The sequence below is a fragment of the Flavobacterium sp. MK4S-17 genome, assembly GCF_009848495.1.
Taxonomy (GTDB): Bacteria; Bacteroidota; Bacteroidia; order Flavobacteriales; family Flavobacteriaceae; genus Flavobacterium.
Map to the genome: position 1 here is coordinate 13,613 of NZ_WWEP01000011.1, position 22,545 is coordinate 36,157.

A 22,545-nucleotide genomic window follows, 5' to 3' on the forward strand; every position below is an offset into this window, starting at 1 on the left:
TGGTTTAGTTTATTAAGATATTTTCTTCAGGGTAGGAATAGCTGTGCGCAGGCATGGTTTTTAACATACCTACAAGAAGGTTGAGCAATCCTATCCTGCCGAAAAACATTACAAAAATCAATACATATTTACTGCCTATACTTAAGCTTGCCGTAATACCCATACTAAGGCCAACGGTGCTGAAAGCCGAAAAGGTTTCAAAAGCTATCTGTATAAGCGTGAATTTAGTTTCAAAAAATAATATCATTAAAATACCCGCCCCTATTACCATGAGTGAAATACATATAATGGCAAAGGCGCGCTTAACCGACTCACTGTTTATTTTTCGCCCTGCAAGTTCTATACGTTCTTTGCCTTTGGCTATGGAAATTATATTGATGGTAGCCAGTGCAAAGGTGCTGGTTTTTATACCGCCACCTGTAGAGCCCGGCGATGCACCAATCCACATTAGGAAAATTACAAAAAGTATGGCAGGCATGGTAAGCTCTGCAAAGTCAAAGGTGTTAAAACCTGCTGTCCTGGCAGTTACAGAGGTAAAACCTGCAGCCGTTAATTTACCAAACCAGGTTTTCCCTTCAAAAAGATGGTTTTGTTCTGTAAAATAAAAGAAGGCGGTTCCCGCCGTTAGCAGTATAGCTGTGGTAACTACCACTATCTTAGAATTTAAGGTAAGCACCCTTACCGGGGAGTGCAGCCTTCCGCTGGCCAAGCTGTTAATTACAAGTTGTTTTATATACCTAATAAAGTTAAATACTATGTTGTAGCCCAGGCCTCCCAATATAATCAGGTGCATTACAATCCACTGGAAAGCATAGGCCGACTCCAGGGCAGGGTCGTTAAGCCCTGCGGAAAGGGTGGAAAACCCTGCATTGCAAAAGGCAGATATGGAATGGAATACAGAAAAGAAAACTTTATTATTTATAACGGTTACATCATTAATCATAAAATAAATCAGTACAGCCCCCACAAGTTCTATACCCAGTGTAAATACCACTACACGCATGGCAAACCGCATTACATTCTGCAAGCCTTCACTGTCCACAAAATTGCTCACGTTCATGCCTTCCCTAAAGGTGGATCCTTTTTTAAAGAAGTAGGAAAAAAATGAGGTAAAGGTAAGCATGCCTATACCGCCAAGCTGTATTAATGAAATAATAACCATTTTACCCATAAAGGTAAAATCGGCGGCGGTATCTAAAACCACCAGGCCGGTAACGCACACAGCACTTACAGAGGTAAACAGCGCATCGGTAAAGCTTATTCCGTGGGTTGTGGCATTAGGCAGCATTAGCAAAAAAGAGCCTATAACGGCCATTATTGCAAAACTGCCTACAAATAATATGGCAGGGTTATAATATATGCTGTATAGCTTACGGATAAGGCTGGAAAGCCTGAGGAAAAAATATAATATAAGCCCGGTGTCAATAACATAATTTACAGTATCCAGCCGCTCATATTCGCTGCCCGTTAAAAATGCTATGGAGGCAATAAAAAGCGTAGTGGCAAGTATGGCAATATTTACCCTGAACGATTTTCGCAGATTTGTTTTATGGGTATAAATGTGGCGCAGCACATTAAAAATAACAAGGGCAATAACAAGTAGCCCAAGGTATAATGTTTTATGGTCCAGCCAGGTGTTTATAATGTTTTCATACCCGAAATCAAAAACAAGAAATACTATCAGCAGTATATCTACAAAGCCATAAATTCTTGAAAGGGTATATGAAAGGTTTTTAAACATCCGGCTAATTTTTATTGTCCAGTTTTTCCCGTATCAGTTTCATTACTTCATTACCGCCGTTTTGCAGTACCTCAAGCGCACATTCGTGCCCAAATTTTGTATAATCGGCATCTGTGGTTATAACTTTCTCAATATGTATCTTTTCTTTCCCGTCTATTGACAAAAGCACACCCTCAAAACGTATTTCATTACCGTTTAAAACAGCCAGCGCACCTATAGGTGCAGTGCAGCCGCCCTCAAGTGTTTTAAGGAACTGCCTTTCGATAAAAGTACATATTTCGCTCTCACGGTGGTTTAATTTTGCCAGTGCTTCCCTGCTGTAACTGTCATTCTCCATAGCAACAGCCAGCATCGCACCCTGCGCGGGGGCAGGTATCATCCAGTCAAGTTCTATATGCTCCTCCGGCAGGAGGTTAATGCGCTCCAGCCCTGCAGCGGCAAATATGGCACCGTTCCAGTTGTTATCATTTAATTTTTTAAGGCGTGTATTTACATTACCCCTAAGGTCAACAACAGTATGGTGCGGATAGCGGTTGAGCCACTGCGCCTGCCTCCGCAGGCTGCCTGTAGCTATTGTTGCCGCATCATTCATAAAATCGGGGGAGTTTTTATAAACCAGTATATCAAGAATGTTAGCCCGTTCCAGCACGGCAGCCTGCACAATACCCTTAGGCAGGGCGGTGGGTACATCCTTCATGCTGTGCACAGCTATATCTACCTCGCCTTTAATCATGGCTACATCTAGCGTTTTTGTAAAAATGCCTGTAATACCAAATTCATACAAGGGCACATCAAGCACAATATCGCCCGCTGATTTAACAGCTACAATTTCAGTTGTATATCCTAAGGCGTCCAGTTTGCGCTTAACGGTGTTGGCCTGCCACAGCGCAAGTTCGCTGTCGCGTGTGCCTATCCTTATGGCTTTGCTCATTTTGTAGTGGTTTCAATCTGAAAAACCTTTTCAATCCATTCAATGCTTTCGTCCACCATGGTTTCCCTGTCTTTCAGATGATTCGCAAATTGCGTTGTAATTTTATGAATAATCCTTTTGCTGATAATCTCAGCCTGCTCTTCATCAAAATTACTGATTTTTTTGCGTTGGAAGTTTAGTTCTGTGTCTTTTATTAAGTTAAGCTTTTCTTTAAGCGCGTGTATGGTAGGTGCAAACTTGCGGGCATTTACCCAGTTTACAAATTCATCTGTAATTTCACTGATTATAGCCTCGGCGGCAGGAATGTGTTTTTTGCGGTTTTCCAGTGTTTCGTCGGTAATCCGGGAAAGGTCGTCCAGGTGAACCACTGTTACACCTTCCAGTTCCTTTACATTATCATGCACGTTTTTGGGTATGGAAAGGTCAAGTATAAGCAAAGGCTTGTTTAATACTAGTATATCTTTATCAATAGTGGGGGTTTGCGCCCCTGTTGCTACCACAAGCACATCGGCCTTTGGTATTTCCAGCGGAAGCACATCATAATCCTTAACCACAAGATTAAATTTGCCGGCAATTTTTTCGGCTTTATCCCGCGTGCGGTTCACAAGGGTTATATGATTGTTCTTAGTGTGCTTAACAAGGTTTTCGCAGGTATTGCGGCCAATCTTTCCGGTGCCGAAAAGCAGAATATCCTTGTCTGCCACATTGGGCACGTTGTTCATTATATACTGTACCGATGCAAAGGAAACCGAAGTAGCTCCCGAGCTTAATTCCGTTTCATTTTTTATTCTTTTACTTGCCTGTATTACACAGTTTACAAGCCTTTCAAGAAAGGCATTTGCCATTCCTAAGTTTTTGGACTCTACAAAACCGGATTTTATCTGGCTTATAATTTCAAAATCGCCAAGAATCTGGCTGTCAAGCCCTGTACCTACCCTAAAAATATGATTTATGGCCTCATTGCCTTTATATACAAAAGCCACGCGCTGAAATTCCTCAACACTTCCCTGGCTGTTATCACAAAGTAGTTTTATAAGCTGGAAGGGGTGCTGGGCAAAGCCATATATTTCAGTCCTGTTGCAGGTAGAAATAACTATAAGGCTGCCAATGCCTTCCTGGTTTGCCTGCTGCAATACTTTTGTTTTGCCCCCGGCATCCAGGCTGAATTTTCCCCTTATTTCAGCATCAGCCTTACGGTAGCTTAACCCAACGGCATAAAAGTACTGATGCTTTGGTAAGTTATTATTATCCATATTACTCACTCTCCTAAAAGTAGCGACAAAATTATTATTAACGTATTGTTAAAAATAACGCTGTAGGTTCTTTTTATATCGCTTACTGATATTTTACCCCTAAAAACCCAAAATAAATTTAATTACGCTAAATTTGCAATAAAATCAGCACTTTGCATAAAAATAGTTTAGAATTATTCTAAATAAAAACAACGAATAGGTTAACTGTATGCAGTAAAAAAATATCGCTATGGGTGCACAGGAAGAAATAAAAATTGAAGATGGCTTTTATGTAATGCGCTTTCAGAATGACAGTGATGAAACCACTCATTTTGAAAGGGATGTGGACATTGACCTTATCCAGTTTCACTTTGGTGTAAAAGGCAGGGCCAAGTTTATATTTAACCAGGGGCGCTATGCGCTTGACCTTAGGGAAGAATTATCGTTGTTCCTTTACAATCCGCAAAAAGAACTCCCGGTGCACCTTGAAATTGCACCTCATTCGTGGGTGCTTACAGTACTTATTTCCATTAAAAAATTCCACAGCTTTTTTTCAGAACAGGCAGAACATATCCCTTTTCTTAGCCAGGAAAATATTGACAGGAAATACTATAAGGATGAAAAAATAAACCCCTCTATGGCTATTGTGCTGAGCCAGCTTTTTCATTACAACCTGCACCAGTCGGTTAAAAACCTCTACTTTAAGGGCAAGGTTTATGAACTTTTAAGCCTTTACTTTAGCCGTGCCGAAGACCCTGATGCAGAACAGTGCCCTTTTTTAATAGATGAGGAAAACGTAATTAAAATACGCAAGGCGAAGGATATTGTTATTGCAAATATGGCTGAACCGCCCGGGCTGCAGGAACTGGCAGACCAAGTAGGCATAAACCTTAAAAAACTGAAAATGGGTTTCAGGCAGATATATGGCGATAGTGTATATAGCTTTTTGTTTGACTATAAAATGGAATATGCACGCAAACTGCTGGACAGCGGCTCTTATAATGTAAATGAGGTAGGGCTGCGCATAGGCTACAGTACCGCCAGCCATTTTATAGCAGCCTTTAAAAAGAAATTCGGCACAACGCCAAAAAAATACCTTATGAGTATTAATGCCAATGCTTAAACAATATATAAAATTATAAATTAAAATGTTCCTTGCATGGTTTTTGACAGGGAACAACCAAATAATTCATAGTATAAAAAATGAAGGGAGTACTACTTGTTAACCTTGGTTCGCCGGACAGCCCGGAGCCTAAAGATGTTAAGCCTTACCTTGACCAGTTTTTAATGGATAAATATGTAATAGATGTACCTTTCCTGCTGCGTGCGCTGCTGGTAAGAGGCATCATTTTACGAAAAAGGCCCGAAGCATCGGCAGAGGCCTATAAAAAAATATGGTGGGAAGAAGGCTCTCCGTTAATTGTCCTTTCGGAAAGGTTGCATGCCAAAGTGAGCACTAAAAGTGACGTGCCTGTGGCACTTGCTATGCGGTATGGCAAACCCTCTATAGAGCACGGGTTGCAGCAACTTGCAGACAAAGGTGTTACAGAGGTATTGCTGTTTCCGCTTTATCCACAGTATGCAATGGCCTCTACATTAACTATATTGGTTGAGGCAGAGGAAATCCGCAAAAAGAAATTCCCGCAGATGGTGTTTACCGATGTACCTGCTTTTTATAATAAGCCCGATTATATTAAAGTGCTTGCCGATTCAATAAAAAAATCGCTGGAAGGTTTTGAATATGACCATTTGCTGTTTAGCTACCATGGCATACCTGAAAGGCACATACGCAAAACCGATGTTACAAAATCACACTGCAAAATAAACGATACCTGTTGTGTAACGGCTTCTGCAGCCCATAAATTCTGCTACCGCCACCAGTGTTATGAAACCACAAGGCTTGTGGTAGAGCAGTTAGGCATACCAGAGGACAAATATTCGCTCACTTTCCAGTCCAGGCTGGCAGGGGATAAATGGCTGGAGCCCTATACTGATGTTGAGATAAACAAAATGCCGCCAAAAGGCATTAAAAACCTTGCCGTAGTTACGCCTGCTTTTGTTTCGGACTGCCTTGAAACCCTTGAGGAAATAGCCATGCGTGCCAATGAGGACTTTAAAGAACATGGAGGCGAAAACTTCCTTGCCGTGCCTTGCCTTAATGATAATGACGAATGGGTGGACGTTGTGGCCGAATGGATAAACGAATGGGTAACTGCCGAAATACCTGTTAACTAATGTCGGTTTCCTCTAAGGAATTAGCACATAAAAGCATTAAAAGCCTGCTTATCAGGCAATCTGTGCCCGCTTCGGTGGGCATATTGTTTATGACGGTTAATGTGCTGATAGATACTGTGTTTGTAGGAAGGTGGATAGGTTCGCTTGCCATAGCAGCCTTATCAGTGGTTATGCCGCTTACATTGCTTATATCTTCACTGGGCATGGGTATTGGTATTGGCGGTAGTTCTGTCCTTTCAAGGGCATTAGGTAAAGGCAACAGGAATAAGGCACTATCCGCATTTGCCCACCAGCTGATGATGACCTTCGGTCTTTCATCATTATTTGTTATCGCCGGTATATTTTTTAGCGACGAAATGCTTTATGCTTTTGGCGCACAGGGCGAAATAACCGCGCCCGCTAAAGAGTTTTTCTTTCCCATTTTATTTGCAGTACCGCTTCAGGCCTTATGCATGATGGGCAATAACGTTATACGCGCTGAAGACAAAGCTCCTTTTGCTATGAAGGCAATGATATTTTCTGCCCTATCAAACATATTGCTTGATGTTGTTTTTATAAAGATTTTTGATTTGGGTATTTTTGGTGCGGCTATGGCTACAGCCCTGTCTTATTTAATATGCTTTTTATATGTGCTCTGGTTTTTTATTTACAGAAGCGAATTAAGGCTGTCGCCGGGGCACTTTAACTGGAACAGCAAACTTGCAGCCGAAATCTTATCATTAAGCACAGTAACTTTTGCAAGGCAGGGTGTAATAGCACTCCTTGCGGTTTTGCTTAATCATACGCTTTTTGAGCATGGGGGCGAGCACGCCGTAACCGTTTATGGAATAATCAGCCGTATGCTCATGTTTGCGCTTTTTCCGGTGCTTGGCATTACACAAGGGTTTATGCCTGTGGCCGGATATAATTATGGTGCTGAAAACTATCACAGGGTTAGGCAAACCATATTTACCGCAATAAAATATGCCGGCATGCTGGCTATTATTATATTTATTGTTATACTGATTTTTGCCGAGCCTATAGTTTCTGTATTTACCAATGATGAACTGGTAATGAAAGATACACCGGGCGCGCTGCGCTGGGTATTTGCGGCTTCGCCCATAATAGCTGTACAGCTTATAGGCGCAGCCTATTTCCAGGCGGCAGGAAAAGCCACAAAGGCACTGTTGCTCACACTTAGCAAGCAGGGCTTTTTCCTTATTCCACTTGTACTGGTTTTACCACAGTTTTTTGGTATTTTTGGTGTATGGGTGGCTTTCCCGATAGCCGATATACTTTCTACCCTTATTACCGGGGTGTTTTTGAAAAAAGAACTGGCTACACAACTTAAAGAAGCATGATAGAATATTATAACTATATAAAATCGCTGCACCTTATTTTTATAATAACCTGGTTTGCCGGCTTGTTTTACATTGTGCGCCTTTTTGTGTACCATATAGAGGCGAATGGAAAACCCTCCCCGGAAAAGGAAATACTGATAAAGCAATATAAAGTTATGGCCTATAGGCTTTGGTATATTATTACATGGCCTTCGGCTGTACTGGCAAGCATTTTTGCCATAATCCTCTTGCTTATTATGCCGGAATGGCTGCAACAACCCTGGATGCATGTAAAACTCGCCTTTGTGCTTTTGCTTTATCTGTACCATTTAAAATGCCACCAGATTTACAAACAATTGCAGCGGGATGAGGTAAAATACAGCAATAATTTTATGCGGCTATGGAATGAGGGGGCCACTATTATACTTTTTGCTGTAGTATTTTTGGTAATTTTAAAAAATGCCTTTAACTGGATTTTCGGGGTAATCGGCATTATAGTCTTTTCGGTTTTAATAATGCTTGGTTTCAGGTTTTACAAACGGATAAGGGAAAGGAATAAATCCTGAGCAGATGAATGAAAGGTTTAAAATAAGGAGATGGTCATTAAGGGTAAGGATATTTGTATCCATGATATTTATTACACTTATTGCCTCATTGCTTATTGCAGCCGTATCAATATACCAGTTTGAAAAGGAAGCCAAGGATTATCACCACGACAGGCTGGAACGCAAAGAAAACGCCATTAAGCAGCATATAAATTATGTGCTTTCCACCACCACCTACCCGCTTTCTACGGAAAATTTACCGCTGATATTCCGGGAACGCATACACGAACTTGCCAATATTCATGGCATGGAAATTAATATTTACGACCTTAAAGGGCATTTGCTTAAATCATCAAAGGCTGCCTTTTCGGTAGACACCATTAATAATACCATAACACCTTCTATTTTAAGGGTATTACGCTCAACGGCAGAAAAGAGGTATGTGGATTTAAAATCCATCAACGGAAAAAAATACCGGTCCTCTTATACGTACTTAAAAGATACGCACTTTAAGCCGCTGGGCATATTAAACCTGCCTTACATTGAAGACGATGGGTATTATGATAAGGAACTTAATAATTTCCTTATGCGCCTTGTGCAGGTATATTCGTTCATGCTCATAATATCTATTGTTATAGCTTATTTCCTGTCGAGCTACATTACAAAATCGCTTAAAACCATAAGCGACAGGATTGCTGAAATACGCCTGAGCAAAGCCAACGAAAAAATTAACCAGAAGGACTCTCCACAGGAAATAAGCCTGCTGGTACACTCCTACAACGGCCTTGTGGACGATCTTGAGGAAAGTGCTGCCAAACTCGCCCAAAAGGAGCGTGAGGAAGCATGGCGCGAAATGGCTAAGCAGGTAGCCCACGAAATTAAAAACCCGCTTACACCAATGCGTTTAACGGTGCAAAGTTTCCAGCGTAAGTTTGACCCTTCGGATCCTGACATTAACCGTAAGCTTGATGAATTTTCAAAAACGCTGATACAGCAGATAGACACTATGACTTCGGTGGCTTCGGCTTTTTCAAGTTTTGCTTCTATGCCGGCACAGCAGAATGAAACTATAAATATTGTAAAGATTGTACAGCTTGCACTGGAAATTTTTAATGAAAGCTATATAAACTTTAGCAGCGATGAGCCGGTTATTATAACCCGTATGGACAGGACACAGCTTATACGCATAATTACCAACCTTGTTAAAAATGCCATTCAAGCACTGCCTGATGATGCTGCCGCGCCACAGGTAAATGTAAGGGTTGCAAGGCATGGCAACAGTGCTCGTATTACGGTACAGGACAACGGGAAAGGTATTACCCTGGAAAATAAAAGCCGTATTTTTGAACCTAAATTTACTACCAAAACAAGCGGCATGGGGCTTGGGCTGGGTATCATAAAAAATATAGTTGAAAATTATAACGGTACAATTACCTTTGAAAGCATGCCGGGAAAAGGAACCACATTTACGGTTGAGCTACCGGTTATACACCCAGACAGCCCTGATAATAAAGAAGGACAAACAATAAACTTATAACTATAAAAACGAAGAAATGAATTACGAAAATATCCTTAGTGAAATAAGCGGAGGCGTTGCCGTAATAACCATCAACAGGCCTGACAAGCTTAATGCACTTAACAAAGCAACCATTCAGGAATTGCACAATGCCTTTAAAGAATTTGATGCCGATAAAAACGTACGGGTTATTATTATAACCGGAAGTGGTGAAAAAGCCTTTGTGGCAGGAGCTGATATAGCAGAGTTTGCTAATTTTTCGGTAGAGGAAGGCGGGCAGCTTGCTGCAAAAGGGCAGGAAATACTATTTGATTTGGTGCAGAATCTCTCTACGCCTGTTATTGCAGCCATTAATGGCTTTGCGCTTGGCGGCGGGCTGGAACTTGCCATGGCGGCACATTTCAGGATAGCTTCAGATAATGCCAAAATGGGATTACCGGAGGTATCGCTTGGCGTTATACCGGGTTATGGCGGTACGCAAAGGCTACCGCAGCTTGTGGGTAAAGGCCGCGCTATGGAAATGATAATGACGGCAGGAATGATAAATGCTGAAGATGCTAAAAGCTATGGTTTGGTTAACCATGTAGTGCCTCAAACAGAATTACTTGAATTTTGTAAGGGCATTGCTGCCAAAATAATAAAGAACTCTCCCGTGGCAATAGGTAAGGCTATAAAAGCTATTAATGCCAATTATGAAGATGGTGTTAACGGATATAAGGAAGAAATTAAAGCCTTTGGCGAATCATTCGGTACAGAAGACTTTAAAGAAGGGACAACAGCTTTCCTTGAAAAAAGAAAAGCAGAATTTCCCGGGAAGTAACATGGTTACTTTTCGCCTTCCCACTCAGCATAAAACTGTGCAAGGAAATTAACCATATAAGCATGGCGGTTTTCCGCCATTTGCTTTCCGGTTTGTGTATTCATACGGTCTTTAAGCAATAGCAGTTTTTCATAAAAATGGTTTACGGTTGTGCCATTACTGTTTTTATATTCCTCTTTGGTCATATTCATTTGCGGTTCCTGCGCAGGGTCATACAAAGCCCTGTTTTTAAAACCTCCGTAATTAAAGGCACGTGCAATACCTATAGCGCCCAGCGCATCAAGCCTGTCGGCATCCTGCACTACCTGCAATTCAACTGAATTGAATTTACGTTCAAAATTACCACCCTTAAAAGATATATTTTCAATAATGGCAACCACGTGGGCTATAGTTTCCTCATCTGCATTTTGCTGTTCCAAAAACTGCCGCGCTGTTTTAGGGCCAACGGTTTCATCTCCATCATGAAATTTACTATCGGCAATATCGTGCAGAAGGGCCCCGAGTTCCACAACCAATAAATTACAGTCTTCTTTTTCGGCTATTTGCTTTGCGGTATTATATACCCTTTGTATATGAAACCAGTCATGGCCGCTTTCGGCGTTTTCAAGTTTTTCTTTTACAAAATTGATGGTTTTATGGATAAGGGCGGGATTGTTCATGGGGTAAAATTGAATGATGTAAAAATAGCCAATAAGATTTTAAGACAGGTTTAAACAAGAAAATTGTAACGAATAAAAAGTCACTTTAAAGAGTAGATTCAAGTATTTTGTTTTGAGTTATCGATTGTAATTTCATAATAATGCTCCTTTCCACAACTACACTCTTCGATAAGATTTGGTTCATAGTAGTTTATAAAGTTTCTTGTAGCTATTATAGCCTTATTATACTCAAAATTTAGAATCTTTCTGTAGATTATTTTGTATTGTGTATTTGTTTTTTCTTGAATGGGTTTCAGATGAATTATTTCATTTCTTAATTCTATAATTTTTTTTATTAAAAAATTGTCCTTTTTATATTTTGTTCGAAATTTTTTATCTGTGATTTCTGGCAAGGTTGAATCTAGCTTATGAAATAACGAAGGATTAAAATTATTTCCATCTTTATCAAGATAAGTATAGTTTTCAGGAATTAATCTGTTTGTAAACGTTTCTATTGCAGCTTGTAGATTTATAATACAATTTGAAGCAAGTTGAAAAAAATTTCCAAAAAGACTGGGATTGACGGTTTTTTTATAATCAGTTATTGTTGGTGATTCTGAATATAAAGCTTTACGGAAAGCTATTAAGTTATGATGAGACATTAAAGCATTAGAATAGAAGATTGTAACTGGATTAATTTCTGGGATTAATAATTTTTGATTATTATAATTATAGTCAAAACCATAAATGAATTCATCTTCAAAGGCTAACATTAAATCAGAACCATACTCATCAGAAAGTTTGTTTGAAGTTAAATATTCTTTGACAAAATCTTTACTCTTTTTTGGTATTTCAATTTTAGACGTTACTTCAGAAATATTAAAATTTGTTTTGATTATTTTTGTAGGTTTTAATAGTATATGTACAAAATTCATGATTATCAATTTAATAAACCTAATTTACAATAAATTCATTTACAGATGAGAATAAAAAAAGCTGCCTTATAGGCAGCTTTCCGGTTATTTTATTAATGCAGGCTGAACCCATTTAAAAATATGTGGCTCTTCCGGTATTACCAGCCTTTCGGAAATCCTTGCCATTCTGTCCGGCAGCTTCATTAAAAAATCCCTTGCTTTTTCAGCTTCTGCAGTAAGCCCGGTAATTTTATCTATCTCCCACTTCTCAACCAGTTTTCTTAAAATATCCACATAGTCCATTGCGGTATATACCCCAAGGCGTTGTGCAGAATCAGAGAACTGCTCAAAAGCAGTGCTTATCTTTTGGCCTGATTCCCTGAGGAAATGGGCAGGCATTACAATTTTTTGCTTCATCATGTGCTGGAATGCAAGCATCATCTCACTCGGGTCAACCTGGAAAATTCTATTCACAAATTCACTGTAAGCAAGGTGGTGGCGCATTTCGTCGCCTGCAATAAGCCTGCACATTTTGGAAAGCTTGTTGTCGCCAAACTTTTTGGCAATTTGCGACACACGGTTATGCGACACATAAGTAGCCAGTTCCTGGAAACTGGTGTAAACAAAATTTTTATACGGATCGCGGCCCGTACCAATATCAAAACCATCATTTATAAGGTGGTGGGTAGTAATTTCCACTTCGCGCATATCTACCCTGCCCGAAAGGTAAAGGTATTTGTTAAGCACATCGCCATGGCGGTTTTCTTCACCTGTCCAGCTGCGCACCCATTTGCTCCATCCGTTACCGCCTTCATCTACCTGGTTTACACCCTCAACATCCATAAGCCAGGATTCATAAGTTGGCAGTGCTTCTTCGGTTATGGTGTCGCCTACAAGTACTACCCAAAAATCGTAAGGCAGGTCTTTGGCTATTTCGCGAAGTTCTTTTGCCTCTTCAAAAAATCGTTCGTTTTGCGAGTCGGGCAGCAGATCGCTCGGCTGCCATATCTTTTCAACCGGGATAAGGTAGTTTTCTACAAAGCTGTCAATGTTCTTTTCCAGAAACTGCATTACCTCCAGCCTTATGTTTTTTATAGACATAGTATTAATTATTTTTTATTCCTTGTGTTACTTCTCTTTCTGTCCTTTCCATTACCTCTTCAAAAGGAATATTTTTTATAGCAAAAGGTTCCTGTACTGTAAATGTAAGCCGATTGCCAAGCCCTAAAGGGAACTGCCCGTACTTAAATATTTTCCAGGAATTGTTTATGCTTAAAGGCACAATGTAAGCAGAAGGCGCATATTTGCAAAGTATTTTAAGACCGTTTTCAGAAAAACGTTTCGGCACACCTGTTTTACTACGGGTGCCTTCGGGAAATATTACTGCAGAGCGCGTGTGCTTTTCAATGTACTCTGCCATGCCTTTTATAGCTGGCAGTGCCTGCTTGGGGTCTTTCCTGTCTATTAAAACGGAGCCGCCGTGCCTTAAATTGTATGAAACGCTGGGAATACCCTTGCCCAGTTCCTTCTTGCTGATAAATTTCGGGTGAAACTTCCTCATAAACCATATTATGGCAGGAATATCATACATACTCTGGTGATTGGCTACAATAATAAGTGGTACACCGGCAGGTATTTTTTCAAGGCCTTTAAATTTATAGGTAGTGCCTAAAAGAAACGTGCCCCGCACCAGGAAAAGGTTAAGTATATCTACGCTTTTTTTGTGTGCATGATAGCCAAATACATTAAAGCATATCCATTGTATTGGGTGAAACACCACCAAAGTTAGCAGGAACAGTATATAATATACTGCGGATATGGGATAGGAAATAATTTTTTCCATAGGGGTTTAAAAATTCGCGTAAAAGTAGTGCGTTTTTATTGAATACTAAAAAGAATTAATATGCCTGCATACTTCCTTAAAACCAATAAGCCGTGCATTGCACGGCTTATTGGTTTATACAGGCTTATAATTAGCAAAATTCGTTATAAGCATCTTTAAGATTTTCTGCAATCATTTCAGCAGGGCGTCCTTCAATGTGGTGGCGCTCAAGCATATGCACAAGCTCACCATCTTTAAAAAGTGCCATGCTTGGCGATGATGGCGGGAAAGGGAACATAAGTTCGCGTGCAGCATCAACCGCTTCTTTATCAACACCTGCAAAAACAGTTATAAGGCTGTCCGGCTTTTTTGTGTTGTCAAGGCTCATTTTTGCACCCGGCCTTGCGTTTCTTGCGGCACATCCGCATACCGAGTTTACCACTACCAATGTTGTACCTTGTTTAGAAAGGGCATTTTTTACCGCATCGGCTGTATATAGTTCTTCAAAACCTGCATCTGAAAGTTCAGCACGCATTGGTTTTACTAGTTCTTCTGGATACATAATTGTGTAATTTAAATTAAGGTTACAAAGATAGCATTTTTAGCCCAACTATACCACCTATACAATTTTACTACAAGCCAGTAAGCCTCCTTAATAATGCCTTGAGGAATACTCCTTTCGGGCATTTTAAAATTACCTGTATATCCTCCTTTAAAGCGGTTTGCTCGTCCAGGAATTTAAACAATAGGGCAGGGCTGCCTTTGCGGAACATGGATGAAAATATTTGCGAACCTTTCCAGTTTGTTTTATACAGTATGTCAAGCAGTAAAAGGTCATAATACCAAAACCTGTTCTTTTTATAAAATAAACTTAAGTCGTCATTCTTCTCAAGAAATAAAACCAGCCTTTGCGAAAGCCTGTCAGTATTTTTAAAGGTGTAACCTGTGCTCGCCTTTGTCCACCCCCCGGCAGAGCCTATATGCAATATGTTTCGTGTGTTGCTTTTCCAAAACTGGTAAACTGTCATGGGGATGCTGCCACTCTCTTTTTCTGTAACTGTATAATTGTCTATTCCTCTTTCTTCAAGATACTCACGTATAGCTTCCTCGTATTCTTTTTTTTTCAGAAGCTTCTCAGAAAACAGGGTATATTCTACTAAAGCTGTATCTGGGCTTACAGGAAGTACATACATAAACCTTGTATTGCCTTTCTGTTTTACGCTGAAATCCATAAATGTTACAGCGTTATCATTAAAGGCTGCAGTTTCAGTTTTAATAAACCACCCTGTAAAGTGCTGCTGTAAAACAGGGAAATTGCCTCGGGCTGCATTTTCCGGGTTATAGATGCTGGTAAATAGTTTATCGCAGCTATAGTTCCCCGCACTGGTATTAACGGTTACGTGGGTGCCTTCATCTTTATAACCGGTTACGGTGCTGTTTAAAAAAGATATGTTGGACGATTGTTCCAGCTTGCTAAATACAAACTGATAAAAGTCTATCCCCTTTATCATTTTATATTCATAGGGAAATAAAGGCATTGTCCTGCTGAATTTTTCATTGGAAAAAATTGCCGATTGCCAGGTTTTATACAAAATATTATCCCATTCGCCTTTACCCTGCTCCCAATAACACCAGGTGCGGTCATTGGTTTTCTTGGTATCAGCATCAATCAATAATATTTTTTTATCTTGAAAATTTCCTGAAATAACCATTCTGTAAACGGTCATTAAAGCGGAAAGCCCACTCCCTGTAAAAATGTAATGGTAATGTTCCATATATAATTGCTACTTCAAATATAATCAATAAAATTTTGGCACATGTTTAGGTTAGCCTAAAAATGTTTTAACTTACATCAAATAATGTTATATTTGTTTAGATGAAACGAAGTTATGACCTATTCTGAAGAAAACTATCTTAAAGTTATATACCATCTTTCCAACAGTTCCGGAAAAGGGATTGCCACAAATGCAATAGCTGCTGAAATGGAGAGCAAGCCTTCATCTGTTACCGACATGGTACAGAAACTTGCTGAAAAGGATTTGGTAATATATAAAAAATACCAGGGTGTTTCCCTAACCGAAAAAGGCCGCTTTATGGCTTTAATGATTGTGCGGAAGCACCGCCTTTGGGAGGTGTTTCTGTTAGAAAAACTGGACTTTTCCTGGGATGAAGTGCATGATGTGGCCGAACAATTGGAGCATATCAAATCGGAGAAGCTGATTGACAAGCTTGATGCGTTTCTTGATTTTCCAAAAGAAGACCCGCATGGTGACCCAATACCTGATAAAAACGGTAAAATAGCCAAGACAGATAAAAAGCTGCTATCTGAAACCGGTACCGGAAAAACAGTTATTTGTGTTGGCGTTAAAGACAGCTCACCACCTTTTTTACAATACCTGGACAAGCAGCAAATAGCCCTGGGTTCGCTTATAGAAGTTATTTCGCGTGAGGATTTTGATATGTCGCTAACCCTTAAGGTAAACGGCAGGGCAATAACTGTTTCCAATAAAATAGCAGCCAACCTTTTTGTTAAAGCCAACTAATTTATGTTTGAAACACTAGTAACTTATTTTGAAAGCATACCTCCTGTACTTGCGGCTTTATATGCCACATTGTTTACGTGGTTCCTTACTGCACTTGGTGCTTCGGCAGTATTTTTCTTTAAGAAAATGAACCGTGTAGTGCTGGACGGCATGCTTGGCTTTACAGGGGGCGTAATGATAGCTGCCAGTTATTGGAGCCTGCTTTCCCCTGCTATAGATATGAGTGCCGGGGAGGGTTTTATTAAAGTTATACCTGCATCGGTAGGCTTTGTGGCCGGTGCTTTGTTCCTTTTCGGGCTGGATAAGGCTTTGCCGCATCTCCATATAAATTTTAAGGAACAGGATAAAGAAGGCATAAAAACCCCATGGCGTAGAACAACCCTGCTTGTGCTTGCCATAACATTACATAATATACCCGAAGGGCTTGCCGTAGGCGTTTTATTTGGCGGTGTGGCTGCCGGTATACCGGAGGCTTCAATAGCGGGGGCACTTACACTGGCAATAGGCATAGGGATACAAAATTTTCCTGAAGGCATAGCGGTTTCCATGCCGCTGAGGCGGATGGGCATGAGCCGTACAAAAAGCTTTATGTATGGGCAGGCATCGGCGTTGGTGGAACCTGTAGCCGGTGTGGTGGGTGCTGTGGCAGTAGCTTTTTTTACGCCGGTATTGCCCTATGCACTTGCGTTTGCTGCCGGTGCTATGATATTTGTTGTAGTTGAAGAGGTGATACCCGAAACCCAGCAGGATAAAAATACAGATATTGCCACGCTGGGGCTTATTTTAGGCTTTGTAGTTATGATGATGCTTGACGTGGCTTTAGGATAAATCAGTTGCAGCCGCAATCATCATTGCCGCAGTTGCCTGATTTTTTCTTTTTCCTGAAAAAGAATCTCCTTGCCAGGAAAACTACTGCCCCTGCCACAAGTATATATGCTATTATTGCCTGTATATCCATAATTATTTTAGTAACTGATACGCTATAAGCGATGCTATATAGGCTATTATACTCATACTTACCAGTTGCAGCATGGGCCACTTCCAGGAGTTGGTTTCTTTCTTTACTATTGCCAGCGTACTCATGCATTGCATTGCAAAAGCATAAAAAAGCAGCAACGATATGCCCGATGCCAGGTTAAAAACTTTTTTGCCTGTTACGGGGTTTACTTCAGCACTCATACGCTGCTTTATGGTAGCTTCATTTTCACCACTGCTGCCAATATTGTATATAGTTGCCAGCGTGCCAACAAATACTTCCCTCGCTGCAAATGAGGATACTATGGCAATTCCTATTTTCCAGTCATAACCCAATGGGCGTATAACAGGCTCTATTCCCTTACCCATTATACCTATGTAGGAATTTTCAAGTTGGTAGGATGCAATTTCATCTTCAAGCTCCCCTTCGGATAAAGAAGTGCTTTTATACTTTTCTTTTACAATTTCTTCGGCGTTGGCAAACTGTTCCCCCGGCCCGTGCGAACCCAAAAACCATATTATCATGGATATTGCAAGTATTATTTTACCTGCGCCATATACAAAAGCCTTGGTTTTTTCTACTACGTTAATGGCAACATTCTTTACCATTGGCAGTTTATAATTAGGCATTTCGGCAACAAAAAAGCTTTTAAACCTTGTTTTGAGTATTTTATTTAAAATCCAGGCAGAAATTATAGCCCCTCCAAAACCTAATAAGTACAGTAGCATAAGCGTGAGCCCCTGCAGGTTGAAGATGCCCAGCACAAGCCTGTTGGGTATAACAAGCGAAATAAGTATGGTATAAACAGGCAGCCTTGCAGAGCAGGTGGTAAATGGGGTTACTAAGATGGTTATCAGCCTCTCCCGCCAGTTTTCAATATTGCGTGCCGCCATAATTGCGGGAATAGCACAGGCTGTACCCGAAATAAGGGGTACAACACTTTTGCCGCTAAGGCCAAACCGTTTCATTATTTTATCCATCAGGAAAACAACACGGCTCATATAGCCACTTTCCTCCAAAATTGAAATAAAGAGGAAAAGGAAAGCAATTTGCGGAATAAAAATAACCACACCGCCTATTCCCGGTATAATGCCCTGCGCAATAAGTTCGGTAAGTTTCCCCGGAGGCAGGTTTTCAGATGCATAAGCACTCAGCCAGGCAAAGCCTTCGTCTATAAGATCCATTGGCACGCTTGACCATGCAAATATAGACTGGAAGATAAGTAGCAATATTGCAAAGAATATAACATAGCCAAAAATTTTATGGGTAAGCACCCTGTCCAGTTTTGCCCTTAAGTCTTTTGCTTTTGCGGTATCTATTTTCTGTCCCTGTTTCAGGACATCATTTATAAACTGGTACCGTTTTATGGTTTCTTTTTGCTGCAGTCTTTTTAGTTCAGGGTTTGTCTTGGTAAAGGGGCTTTTTTCCAGTTCGCTTTTTTCCAGTTTTCCAAAATTAACATCCTGAGTAATAACCAGCCAAAGCTTGTACAGAAGCTGGTTGGGGAATGCATGGCGCAGTTTATTGAAATATTCGGGGTCTATAGAAGATGCATTAAGGCATGGCTCAGTCGAAAGGCTTTCGTAGCTTACAATCAGCTCTTTCAGTTTATCAATGCCCGTTTTTTTTCGGGAGCTTACCAGTGCTATCTTTGTCTTTAAATGTTCTTCAAGATAGGGTATATCGAGTGTTATACCTTTACGCTCCATCCTGTCAGACATATTTATTACTAGGATGGCCGGTATCTCAAGGTCTTTAATCTGTGTAAAAAGCAGCAGGTTCCTTTTAAGGTTTTCCACATCTGTTATTACAACGGCAACATCAGGAAAATCTTTATCATTACGGTTTAGTAACAGCTCTATCACCACGTTTTCATCCATGGAACTGGCATTAAGGCTGTATGTACCCGGCAGGTCAATAATACTTCCTTTGCAGTTGCCGGGCAGTTTGGCTGTGCCCTGCTTGCGCTCAACCGTAATGCCGGGATAATTGCCCACCTGCTGGTTAAGCCCTGTAAGCTGGTTAAATACTGAAGTTTTACCTGTATTAGGGTTACCTATAAGTGAAATTTTTATTGTCCTGCCTGCCATATAAATTAAGCGGTTACCAGTTCTACATCAATTTCTACTGCTGTTTCCCGCCTGATGGCAACGTGGCTGTCATTAACATTTATATATATAGGGTCGCCAAGTGGCGCAACCTGAAGCAGCTGAACCTCATTGCCGGGCAGGCATCCCATTTCAAGCAGTTTTAAAGGAATTGCCTCAATATTAAAATCTGTTATTATGGCTTTTTGGCCTTTTTTCAGGCTGGCAAGAGTAGTTCTCAACTTATTTAGAATAAATTAATATTGCAAAAGTATTAAAAAAATGGCAAAGAGTTATTTTTCATGCTCCGAAAGCCATTTAATATCTTCAAGCAATTGTGTAACATTTTTTTCACCCTCCACTTCTTTATCCAGGTTGGTACCATTATAAAAGCCCCTTATCCTGCCCTTGCTGTCCACAAGTATAAAGTTTTCGGTATGTACCATGTCATAAAGCTCATCACTGCTTGATGTTTTTACGGCGAGGTACGATTTACGGGCTATGTAATAAATATCTTCTTTTTTTCCTGTTACAAGGTTCCATTTCCCGTCTATGGCACCTTTCTTTTCTGCATAGGCTTTTAAAACCGGCACACTGTCTATATCAGGTGTTACAGAGTGTGAAAGCAGCATCACCTCAGGGTTATTTTTTATACGTTCCTGCAGCCACGCCATGTTATCGCTCATAATAGGGCAAATAGTAGGGCAGGTTGTAAAAAAGAAGTCGGCTACATAAATCTTGCCTTTGTAATCTTCCTGGGTTACGGTGTCGCCATTTTGGTTTACAAAAGCAAAATCAGCAATTTTATGATTACGGCTTATGTATTGTATGGTAGTATCTACCAGTTCAGGGTTAACGTCGGCCGGGTTATATATTTTTAAAGTTTTTTGCGGCTTTAATGCCTGGTAAAACAAAGTAAGTATTATAACAGAAAGAGTAAAAAGTACAATAAAGAAAATCCTGTATTTTTTAAAAAAAGAAAGCATACTGAAATTTTATGCAAAAATAAGAAACAAAAAACGTTACAGGGCTACTTATAGCCGGTTTATAACGTTAAAATACAAGACTGTGCCGTATTTGAGCAATTTTGGCATGGCTTTTTCTTCTAACTTTATACATTTGTAAAAACGAGTAAACGTTTACTACTATTATGATAAACAAAACAGTAAAATTAGCAACAGCAGCTTTTGTTATAGGAGTGGCTGCCTGTAATGCACAGGCAACAGACAAACAGCAAAAGCCGGGCATAAACCTTTCTTATATGGATAAGAAGGTACGCCCAAATGATGATTTTTTCAGGTATGTTAACGGTACCTGGCTTGACCAGACAGAAATACCGGGCAACAAAACCCGCTGGGGAAGTTTTGATGAGCTAAGGGAACAAACCAACCATGATGCGCTTGCCATATTAAAAGAAGCGGCAGCTAAAAACCTTGCTTCCAATACAGACCAGGGTAAAGCGGCAAACATGTACAAATCCATTATGGATACGGTTACCAGGAACAAGCAGGGTATTGCCCCTTTAAAGCCTTACCTGCAAAAGATTGATAAGATTAAAAATACTAAAGACCTGCAGGCATTTTTAACGGAAATGGAACTTGAGGGCGGCCTTGGTTTTTTTGGGCTTTACATAGGCGCCGACTCTAAAGACAGTAACAAAAATACCGTTTACGTGAGCCCGGGCAGCCTTGGGTTACCAGACACGGACTATTATGTTTCGGATGATGCAGATTCTAAGGAAAAAAGGGAAAAGTATGTACAGCATGTGGCAAGGATGCTTAAGTACCTTGGCTATAAAGACAATCAGGCATTGCAGTCGGCTAAAAATATACTGGCTTTTGAAACCGCTATGGCACAGCCCAGGCTGGACAGGGTGGAACGCCGTGATGAGCGTAAAACCTATAACCCAATGACTGTTGCCGAACTGCAAAAACTTACACCAGCAATTAACTGGGATAAATACCTTAAGGAAACAGGTGTAGGCACTATAGATACTATTGTGGTTTCGCAGCCTAAATACATGACTGCCCTGAACGACCTATTTAAACAGGGAAAAGTTGAGGACTGGAAAGATTACATGAAATGGACGCTGATTAATAAATCGGCGAATTATCTTTCTACTGATATAGGCACAGCCGACTGGGAATTTTACAGTAAAACACTAAAAGGTGCCCTTAAGGAAGAAAAAAGGGATATAAATGCACTGCATACTGTAAATGGTACTGTAGGCGAAGCACTGGGGAAATTGTATGTTGAAAAGAAATTTCCGCCGGAAGCCAAGGCCAAGGCAGAAAGCATGATTAAAAATGTTATGCTTGCCTTTGAAAACAGGATAAACAACCTGCCGTGGATGGCAAAATCTACAAAAGAAAATGCCATACTTAAATTGCGTAAGCTGAAAGTAAAAATTGGTTATCCTGACCATTGGAAAGACTATTCTGCATTAACGGTTAAAAGCCCTGCCGAAGGAGGCACCTACTTCAGCAATATGAAAAATATTGCCAAATGGAGGCACCAGCAGGATCTTGCCGACCTTAAAAAATCTGTTGATAAAACGGAATGGCATATGGCACCGCAGATAGTTAACGCTTACTTTAACCCTGCTTATAATGAAATTGTATTCCCTGCCGGAATATTACAGCCGCCCTTTTATGATTACAGGGCTGATGAGGCTGTAAACTATGGCGGTATAGGCGCAGTAATAGGGCACGAGATATCGCATGGTTTTGATGATTCGGGTGCTCGCTTTAATGCAGACGGAAACCTTGTGAACTGGTGGAGTGATGCTGACCTTGATAAATTTACAAACCTTGGCGGTGCGCTTGCATCACAATACAGCCAGTTACAGCCGCTACCGGGCATTTATGTTGACGGTAAATTTACGCTTGGTGAAAATATTGGCGACCTTGGCGGTGTAAATGCTGCTTATGACGGCCTGCAGCTACACCTTAAACAGCACGGCAACCCCGGCCTGATAGATGGCTTTACGCCCGAACAGCGTTTCTTTATATCATGGGCAACTATATGGAGGACAAAATCAAGGGATGAAGCTATTAAAAACCAGGTAAAGACCGACCCGCATTCGCCGGGAATGTACAGGGCTTATGTGCCACTGCAAAATGTTGACGCGTTTTATGACGCTTTCGGCATAAAGCAAGGCGATGGAATGTATATAGCACCGGATAACCGCGTTAAAATATGGTAAGTAAAAGCCCTGCATCAGCAG

At 40.5% G+C, this 22,545-nt stretch carries 22 protein-coding genes; 9 read left to right on the forward strand and 13 right to left on the reverse strand.

What is annotated here, in order from left to right; all coding sequences use genetic code 11:
- Positions 1–4: 4 nt before the first annotated feature.
- Genes GSF09_RS04870 through hemA form a run of 3 tightly spaced genes read right to left on the reverse strand, consistent with a single transcriptional unit; the run spans position 5 to position 3,925 of the window.
- The gene (locus GSF09_RS04870) at positions 5–1,741 is read right to left on the reverse strand and encodes a TrkH family potassium uptake protein (protein WP_159799817.1); all 1,737 of its coding nucleotides are present in this window, start codon (positions 1,739–1,741) and stop codon (positions 5–7) included.
- A 4-nt stretch (positions 1,742–1,745) separates the two neighbouring features.
- Positions 1,746–2,672, reverse strand: a complete 927-nt coding sequence (gene hemC, locus GSF09_RS04875; protein WP_159799818.1) for a hydroxymethylbilane synthase — start codon at positions 2,670–2,672, stop codon at positions 1,746–1,748.
- Positions 2,669–3,925 carry a glutamyl-tRNA reductase gene (hemA, locus tag GSF09_RS04880; RefSeq protein ID WP_159799819.1) on the reverse strand — a complete coding sequence of 419 codons (1,257 nt, stop codon included), beginning with the start codon at positions 3,923–3,925 and terminating at the stop codon, positions 2,669–2,671. Before hemA ends, hemC begins: the two co-directional genes overlap by 4 nt.
- 229 nt (positions 3,926–4,154) lie before the next feature.
- Here hemA and GSF09_RS04885 point away from each other — a divergent pair, with 229 nt between their 5' ends.
- The 6 genes from GSF09_RS04885 to GSF09_RS04910 all read left to right on the forward strand — a co-directional run bounded on the left by GSF09_RS04885 (position 4,155) and on the right by GSF09_RS04910 (position 10,339).
- On the forward strand, positions 4,155–5,027 hold the full coding sequence (locus GSF09_RS04885; RefSeq protein WP_159799820.1) for a helix-turn-helix transcriptional regulator: 873 nt from the start codon (positions 4,155–4,157) through the stop codon (positions 5,025–5,027).
- Positions 5,028–5,107: 80 nt separating this feature from the next.
- Entirely contained in the window at positions 5,108–6,139 is a 1,032-nt protein-coding gene (gene hemH / locus GSF09_RS04890; protein ID WP_159799821.1) for a ferrochelatase, read from the forward strand.
- Positions 6,139–7,479, forward strand: a complete 1,341-nt coding sequence (locus GSF09_RS04895; RefSeq protein WP_159799822.1) for an MATE family efflux transporter — start codon at positions 6,139–6,141, stop codon at positions 7,477–7,479. The genes hemH and GSF09_RS04895 overlap by 1 nt, the downstream gene beginning before the upstream one ends.
- Positions 7,479–8,024 (forward strand): CopD family protein, encoded by a 546-nt coding sequence (locus GSF09_RS04900; protein WP_159799926.1) that lies wholly within the window; start codon positions 7,479–7,481, stop codon positions 8,022–8,024. Before GSF09_RS04895 ends, GSF09_RS04900 begins: the two co-directional genes overlap by 1 nt.
- A gap of 4 nt (positions 8,025–8,028) precedes the next feature.
- On the forward strand, positions 8,029–9,540 hold the full coding sequence (locus tag GSF09_RS04905; RefSeq protein ID WP_236564849.1) for a PAS domain-containing sensor histidine kinase: 1,512 nt from the start codon (positions 8,029–8,031) through the stop codon (positions 9,538–9,540).
- Between the two features lie 16 nt (positions 9,541–9,556).
- A complete protein-coding gene (locus GSF09_RS04910; RefSeq protein WP_159799823.1) occupies positions 9,557–10,339 on the forward strand; it encodes an enoyl-CoA hydratase/isomerase family protein in 783 nt (260 codons plus the stop codon).
- Between the two features lie 5 nt (positions 10,340–10,344).
- Here GSF09_RS04910 and GSF09_RS04915 read toward each other — a convergent pair whose 3' ends face one another.
- From GSF09_RS04915 to GSF09_RS04940, 6 genes are all read right to left on the reverse strand, one after another.
- Entirely contained in the window at positions 10,345–10,998 is a 654-nt protein-coding gene (locus GSF09_RS04915) for an HD domain-containing protein (protein WP_159799824.1), read from the reverse strand.
- A gap of 98 nt (positions 10,999–11,096) precedes the next feature.
- Complete coding sequence (locus GSF09_RS04920) at positions 11,097–11,912, reverse strand: hypothetical protein (protein ID WP_159799825.1); 816 nt, start codon at positions 11,910–11,912, stop codon at positions 11,097–11,099.
- An 84-nt stretch (positions 11,913–11,996) separates the two neighbouring features.
- Positions 11,997–12,992, reverse strand: a complete 996-nt coding sequence (locus tag GSF09_RS04925) for an acyl-ACP desaturase (RefSeq protein ID WP_159799826.1) — start codon at positions 12,990–12,992, stop codon at positions 11,997–11,999.
- 4 nt (positions 12,993–12,996) lie between these two features.
- Positions 12,997–13,734 carry a 1-acyl-sn-glycerol-3-phosphate acyltransferase gene (locus tag GSF09_RS04930; RefSeq protein WP_159799827.1) on the reverse strand — a complete coding sequence of 246 codons (738 nt, stop codon included), beginning with the start codon at positions 13,732–13,734 and terminating at the stop codon, positions 12,997–12,999.
- Positions 13,735–13,864: 130 nt separating this feature from the next.
- Positions 13,865–14,275, reverse strand: coding sequence for a BrxA/BrxB family bacilliredoxin (locus tag GSF09_RS04935; protein ID WP_159799828.1), 411 nt, complete (start codon positions 14,273–14,275; stop codon positions 13,865–13,867).
- 70 nt (positions 14,276–14,345) lie between these two features.
- A complete protein-coding gene (locus GSF09_RS04940; RefSeq protein ID WP_159799829.1) occupies positions 14,346–15,488 on the reverse strand; it encodes a lycopene cyclase family protein in 1,143 nt (380 codons plus the stop codon).
- A 114-nt stretch (positions 15,489–15,602) separates the two neighbouring features.
- On the opposite strand from GSF09_RS04940, the gene GSF09_RS04945 reads away from it, so the two are divergent.
- Both GSF09_RS04945 and GSF09_RS04950 read left to right on the forward strand, forming a co-directional pair.
- Positions 15,603–16,256: a metal-dependent transcriptional regulator gene (locus GSF09_RS04945; protein WP_159799830.1), complete on the forward strand. Its 654-nt coding sequence runs from the start codon at positions 15,603–15,605 to the stop codon at positions 16,254–16,256.
- Between the two features lie 3 nt (positions 16,257–16,259).
- Positions 16,260–17,084: a ZIP family metal transporter gene (locus GSF09_RS04950; RefSeq protein WP_159799831.1), complete on the forward strand. Its 825-nt coding sequence runs from the start codon at positions 16,260–16,262 to the stop codon at positions 17,082–17,084.
- Position 17,085: 1 nt separating this feature from the next.
- Here GSF09_RS04950 and GSF09_RS04955 read toward each other — a convergent pair whose 3' ends face one another.
- From GSF09_RS04955 to GSF09_RS04970, 4 genes are read right to left on the reverse strand one after another with little or no spacing between them, the layout of a single operon-like run.
- Positions 17,086–17,214, reverse strand: coding sequence for a FeoB-associated Cys-rich membrane protein (locus GSF09_RS04955; RefSeq protein ID WP_159799832.1), 129 nt, complete (start codon positions 17,212–17,214; stop codon positions 17,086–17,088).
- Between the two features lie 2 nt (positions 17,215–17,216).
- Positions 17,217–19,322 carry a ferrous iron transport protein B gene (gene feoB, locus GSF09_RS04960; protein WP_159799833.1) on the reverse strand — a complete coding sequence of 702 codons (2,106 nt, stop codon included), beginning with the start codon at positions 19,320–19,322 and terminating at the stop codon, positions 17,217–17,219.
- Positions 19,323–19,327: 5 nt separating this feature from the next.
- Positions 19,328–19,561, reverse strand: a complete 234-nt coding sequence (locus GSF09_RS04965) for a FeoA family protein (RefSeq protein WP_159799834.1) — start codon at positions 19,559–19,561, stop codon at positions 19,328–19,330.
- A 51-nt stretch (positions 19,562–19,612) separates the two neighbouring features.
- Complete coding sequence (locus tag GSF09_RS04970) at positions 19,613–20,305, reverse strand: SCO family protein (protein ID WP_159799835.1); 693 nt, start codon at positions 20,303–20,305, stop codon at positions 19,613–19,615.
- A gap of 164 nt (positions 20,306–20,469) precedes the next feature.
- Here GSF09_RS04970 and GSF09_RS04975 point away from each other — a divergent pair, with 164 nt between their 5' ends.
- On the forward strand, positions 20,470–22,524 hold the full coding sequence (locus tag GSF09_RS04975) for a M13 family metallopeptidase (protein WP_159799836.1): 2,055 nt from the start codon (positions 20,470–20,472) through the stop codon (positions 22,522–22,524).
- The last annotated feature ends 21 nt before the right edge of the window (positions 22,525–22,545 follow it).

Excerpts from the sequence above, each read along its gene's own strand:
- GSF09_RS04870 (WP_159799817.1), bottom strand. The coding sequence starts at position 1,741 with ATGTTTAAAAACCTTTCATATACCCTTTCAAGAATTTATGGCTTTGTA.
- hemC (WP_159799818.1), bottom strand. The coding sequence starts at position 2,672 with ATGAGCAAAGCCATAAGGATAGGCACACGCGACAGCGAACTTGCGCTG.
- hemA (WP_159799819.1), bottom strand. The coding sequence starts at position 3,925 with ATGGATAATAATAACTTACCAAAGCATCAGTACTTTTATGCCGTTGGG.
- GSF09_RS04885 (WP_159799820.1), top strand. The coding sequence starts at position 4,155 with ATGGGTGCACAGGAAGAAATAAAAATTGAAGATGGCTTTTATGTAATG.
- hemH (WP_159799821.1), top strand. The coding sequence starts at position 5,108 with ATGAAGGGAGTACTACTTGTTAACCTTGGTTCGCCGGACAGCCCGGAG.
- GSF09_RS04895 (WP_159799822.1), top strand. The coding sequence starts at position 6,139 with ATGTCGGTTTCCTCTAAGGAATTAGCACATAAAAGCATTAAAAGCCTG.
- GSF09_RS04905 (WP_236564849.1), top strand. The coding sequence starts at position 8,029 with ATGAATGAAAGGTTTAAAATAAGGAGATGGTCATTAAGGGTAAGGATA.
- GSF09_RS04910 (WP_159799823.1), top strand. The coding sequence starts at position 9,557 with ATGAATTACGAAAATATCCTTAGTGAAATAAGCGGAGGCGTTGCCGTA.
- GSF09_RS04915 (WP_159799824.1), bottom strand. The coding sequence starts at position 10,998 with ATGAACAATCCCGCCCTTATCCATAAAACCATCAATTTTGTAAAAGAA.
- GSF09_RS04920 (WP_159799825.1), bottom strand. The coding sequence starts at position 11,912 with ATGAATTTTGTACATATACTATTAAAACCTACAAAAATAATCAAAACA.
- GSF09_RS04925 (WP_159799826.1), bottom strand. The coding sequence starts at position 12,992 with ATGTCTATAAAAAACATAAGGCTGGAGGTAATGCAGTTTCTGGAAAAG.
- GSF09_RS04930 (WP_159799827.1), bottom strand. The coding sequence starts at position 13,734 with ATGGAAAAAATTATTTCCTATCCCATATCCGCAGTATATTATATACTG.
- GSF09_RS04935 (WP_159799828.1), bottom strand. The coding sequence starts at position 14,275 with ATGTATCCAGAAGAACTAGTAAAACCAATGCGTGCTGAACTTTCAGAT.
- GSF09_RS04940 (WP_159799829.1), bottom strand. The coding sequence starts at position 15,488 with ATGGAACATTACCATTACATTTTTACAGGGAGTGGGCTTTCCGCTTTA.
- GSF09_RS04945 (WP_159799830.1), top strand. The coding sequence starts at position 15,603 with ATGACCTATTCTGAAGAAAACTATCTTAAAGTTATATACCATCTTTCC.
- GSF09_RS04950 (WP_159799831.1), top strand. The coding sequence starts at position 16,260 with ATGTTTGAAACACTAGTAACTTATTTTGAAAGCATACCTCCTGTACTT.
- GSF09_RS04955 (WP_159799832.1), bottom strand. The coding sequence starts at position 17,214 with ATGGATATACAGGCAATAATAGCATATATACTTGTGGCAGGGGCAGTA.
- feoB (WP_159799833.1), bottom strand. The coding sequence starts at position 19,322 with ATGGCAGGCAGGACAATAAAAATTTCACTTATAGGTAACCCTAATACA.
- GSF09_RS04970 (WP_159799835.1), bottom strand. The coding sequence starts at position 20,305 with ATGCTTTCTTTTTTTAAAAAATACAGGATTTTCTTTATTGTACTTTTT.
- GSF09_RS04975 (WP_159799836.1), top strand. The coding sequence starts at position 20,470 with ATGATAAACAAAACAGTAAAATTAGCAACAGCAGCTTTTGTTATAGGA.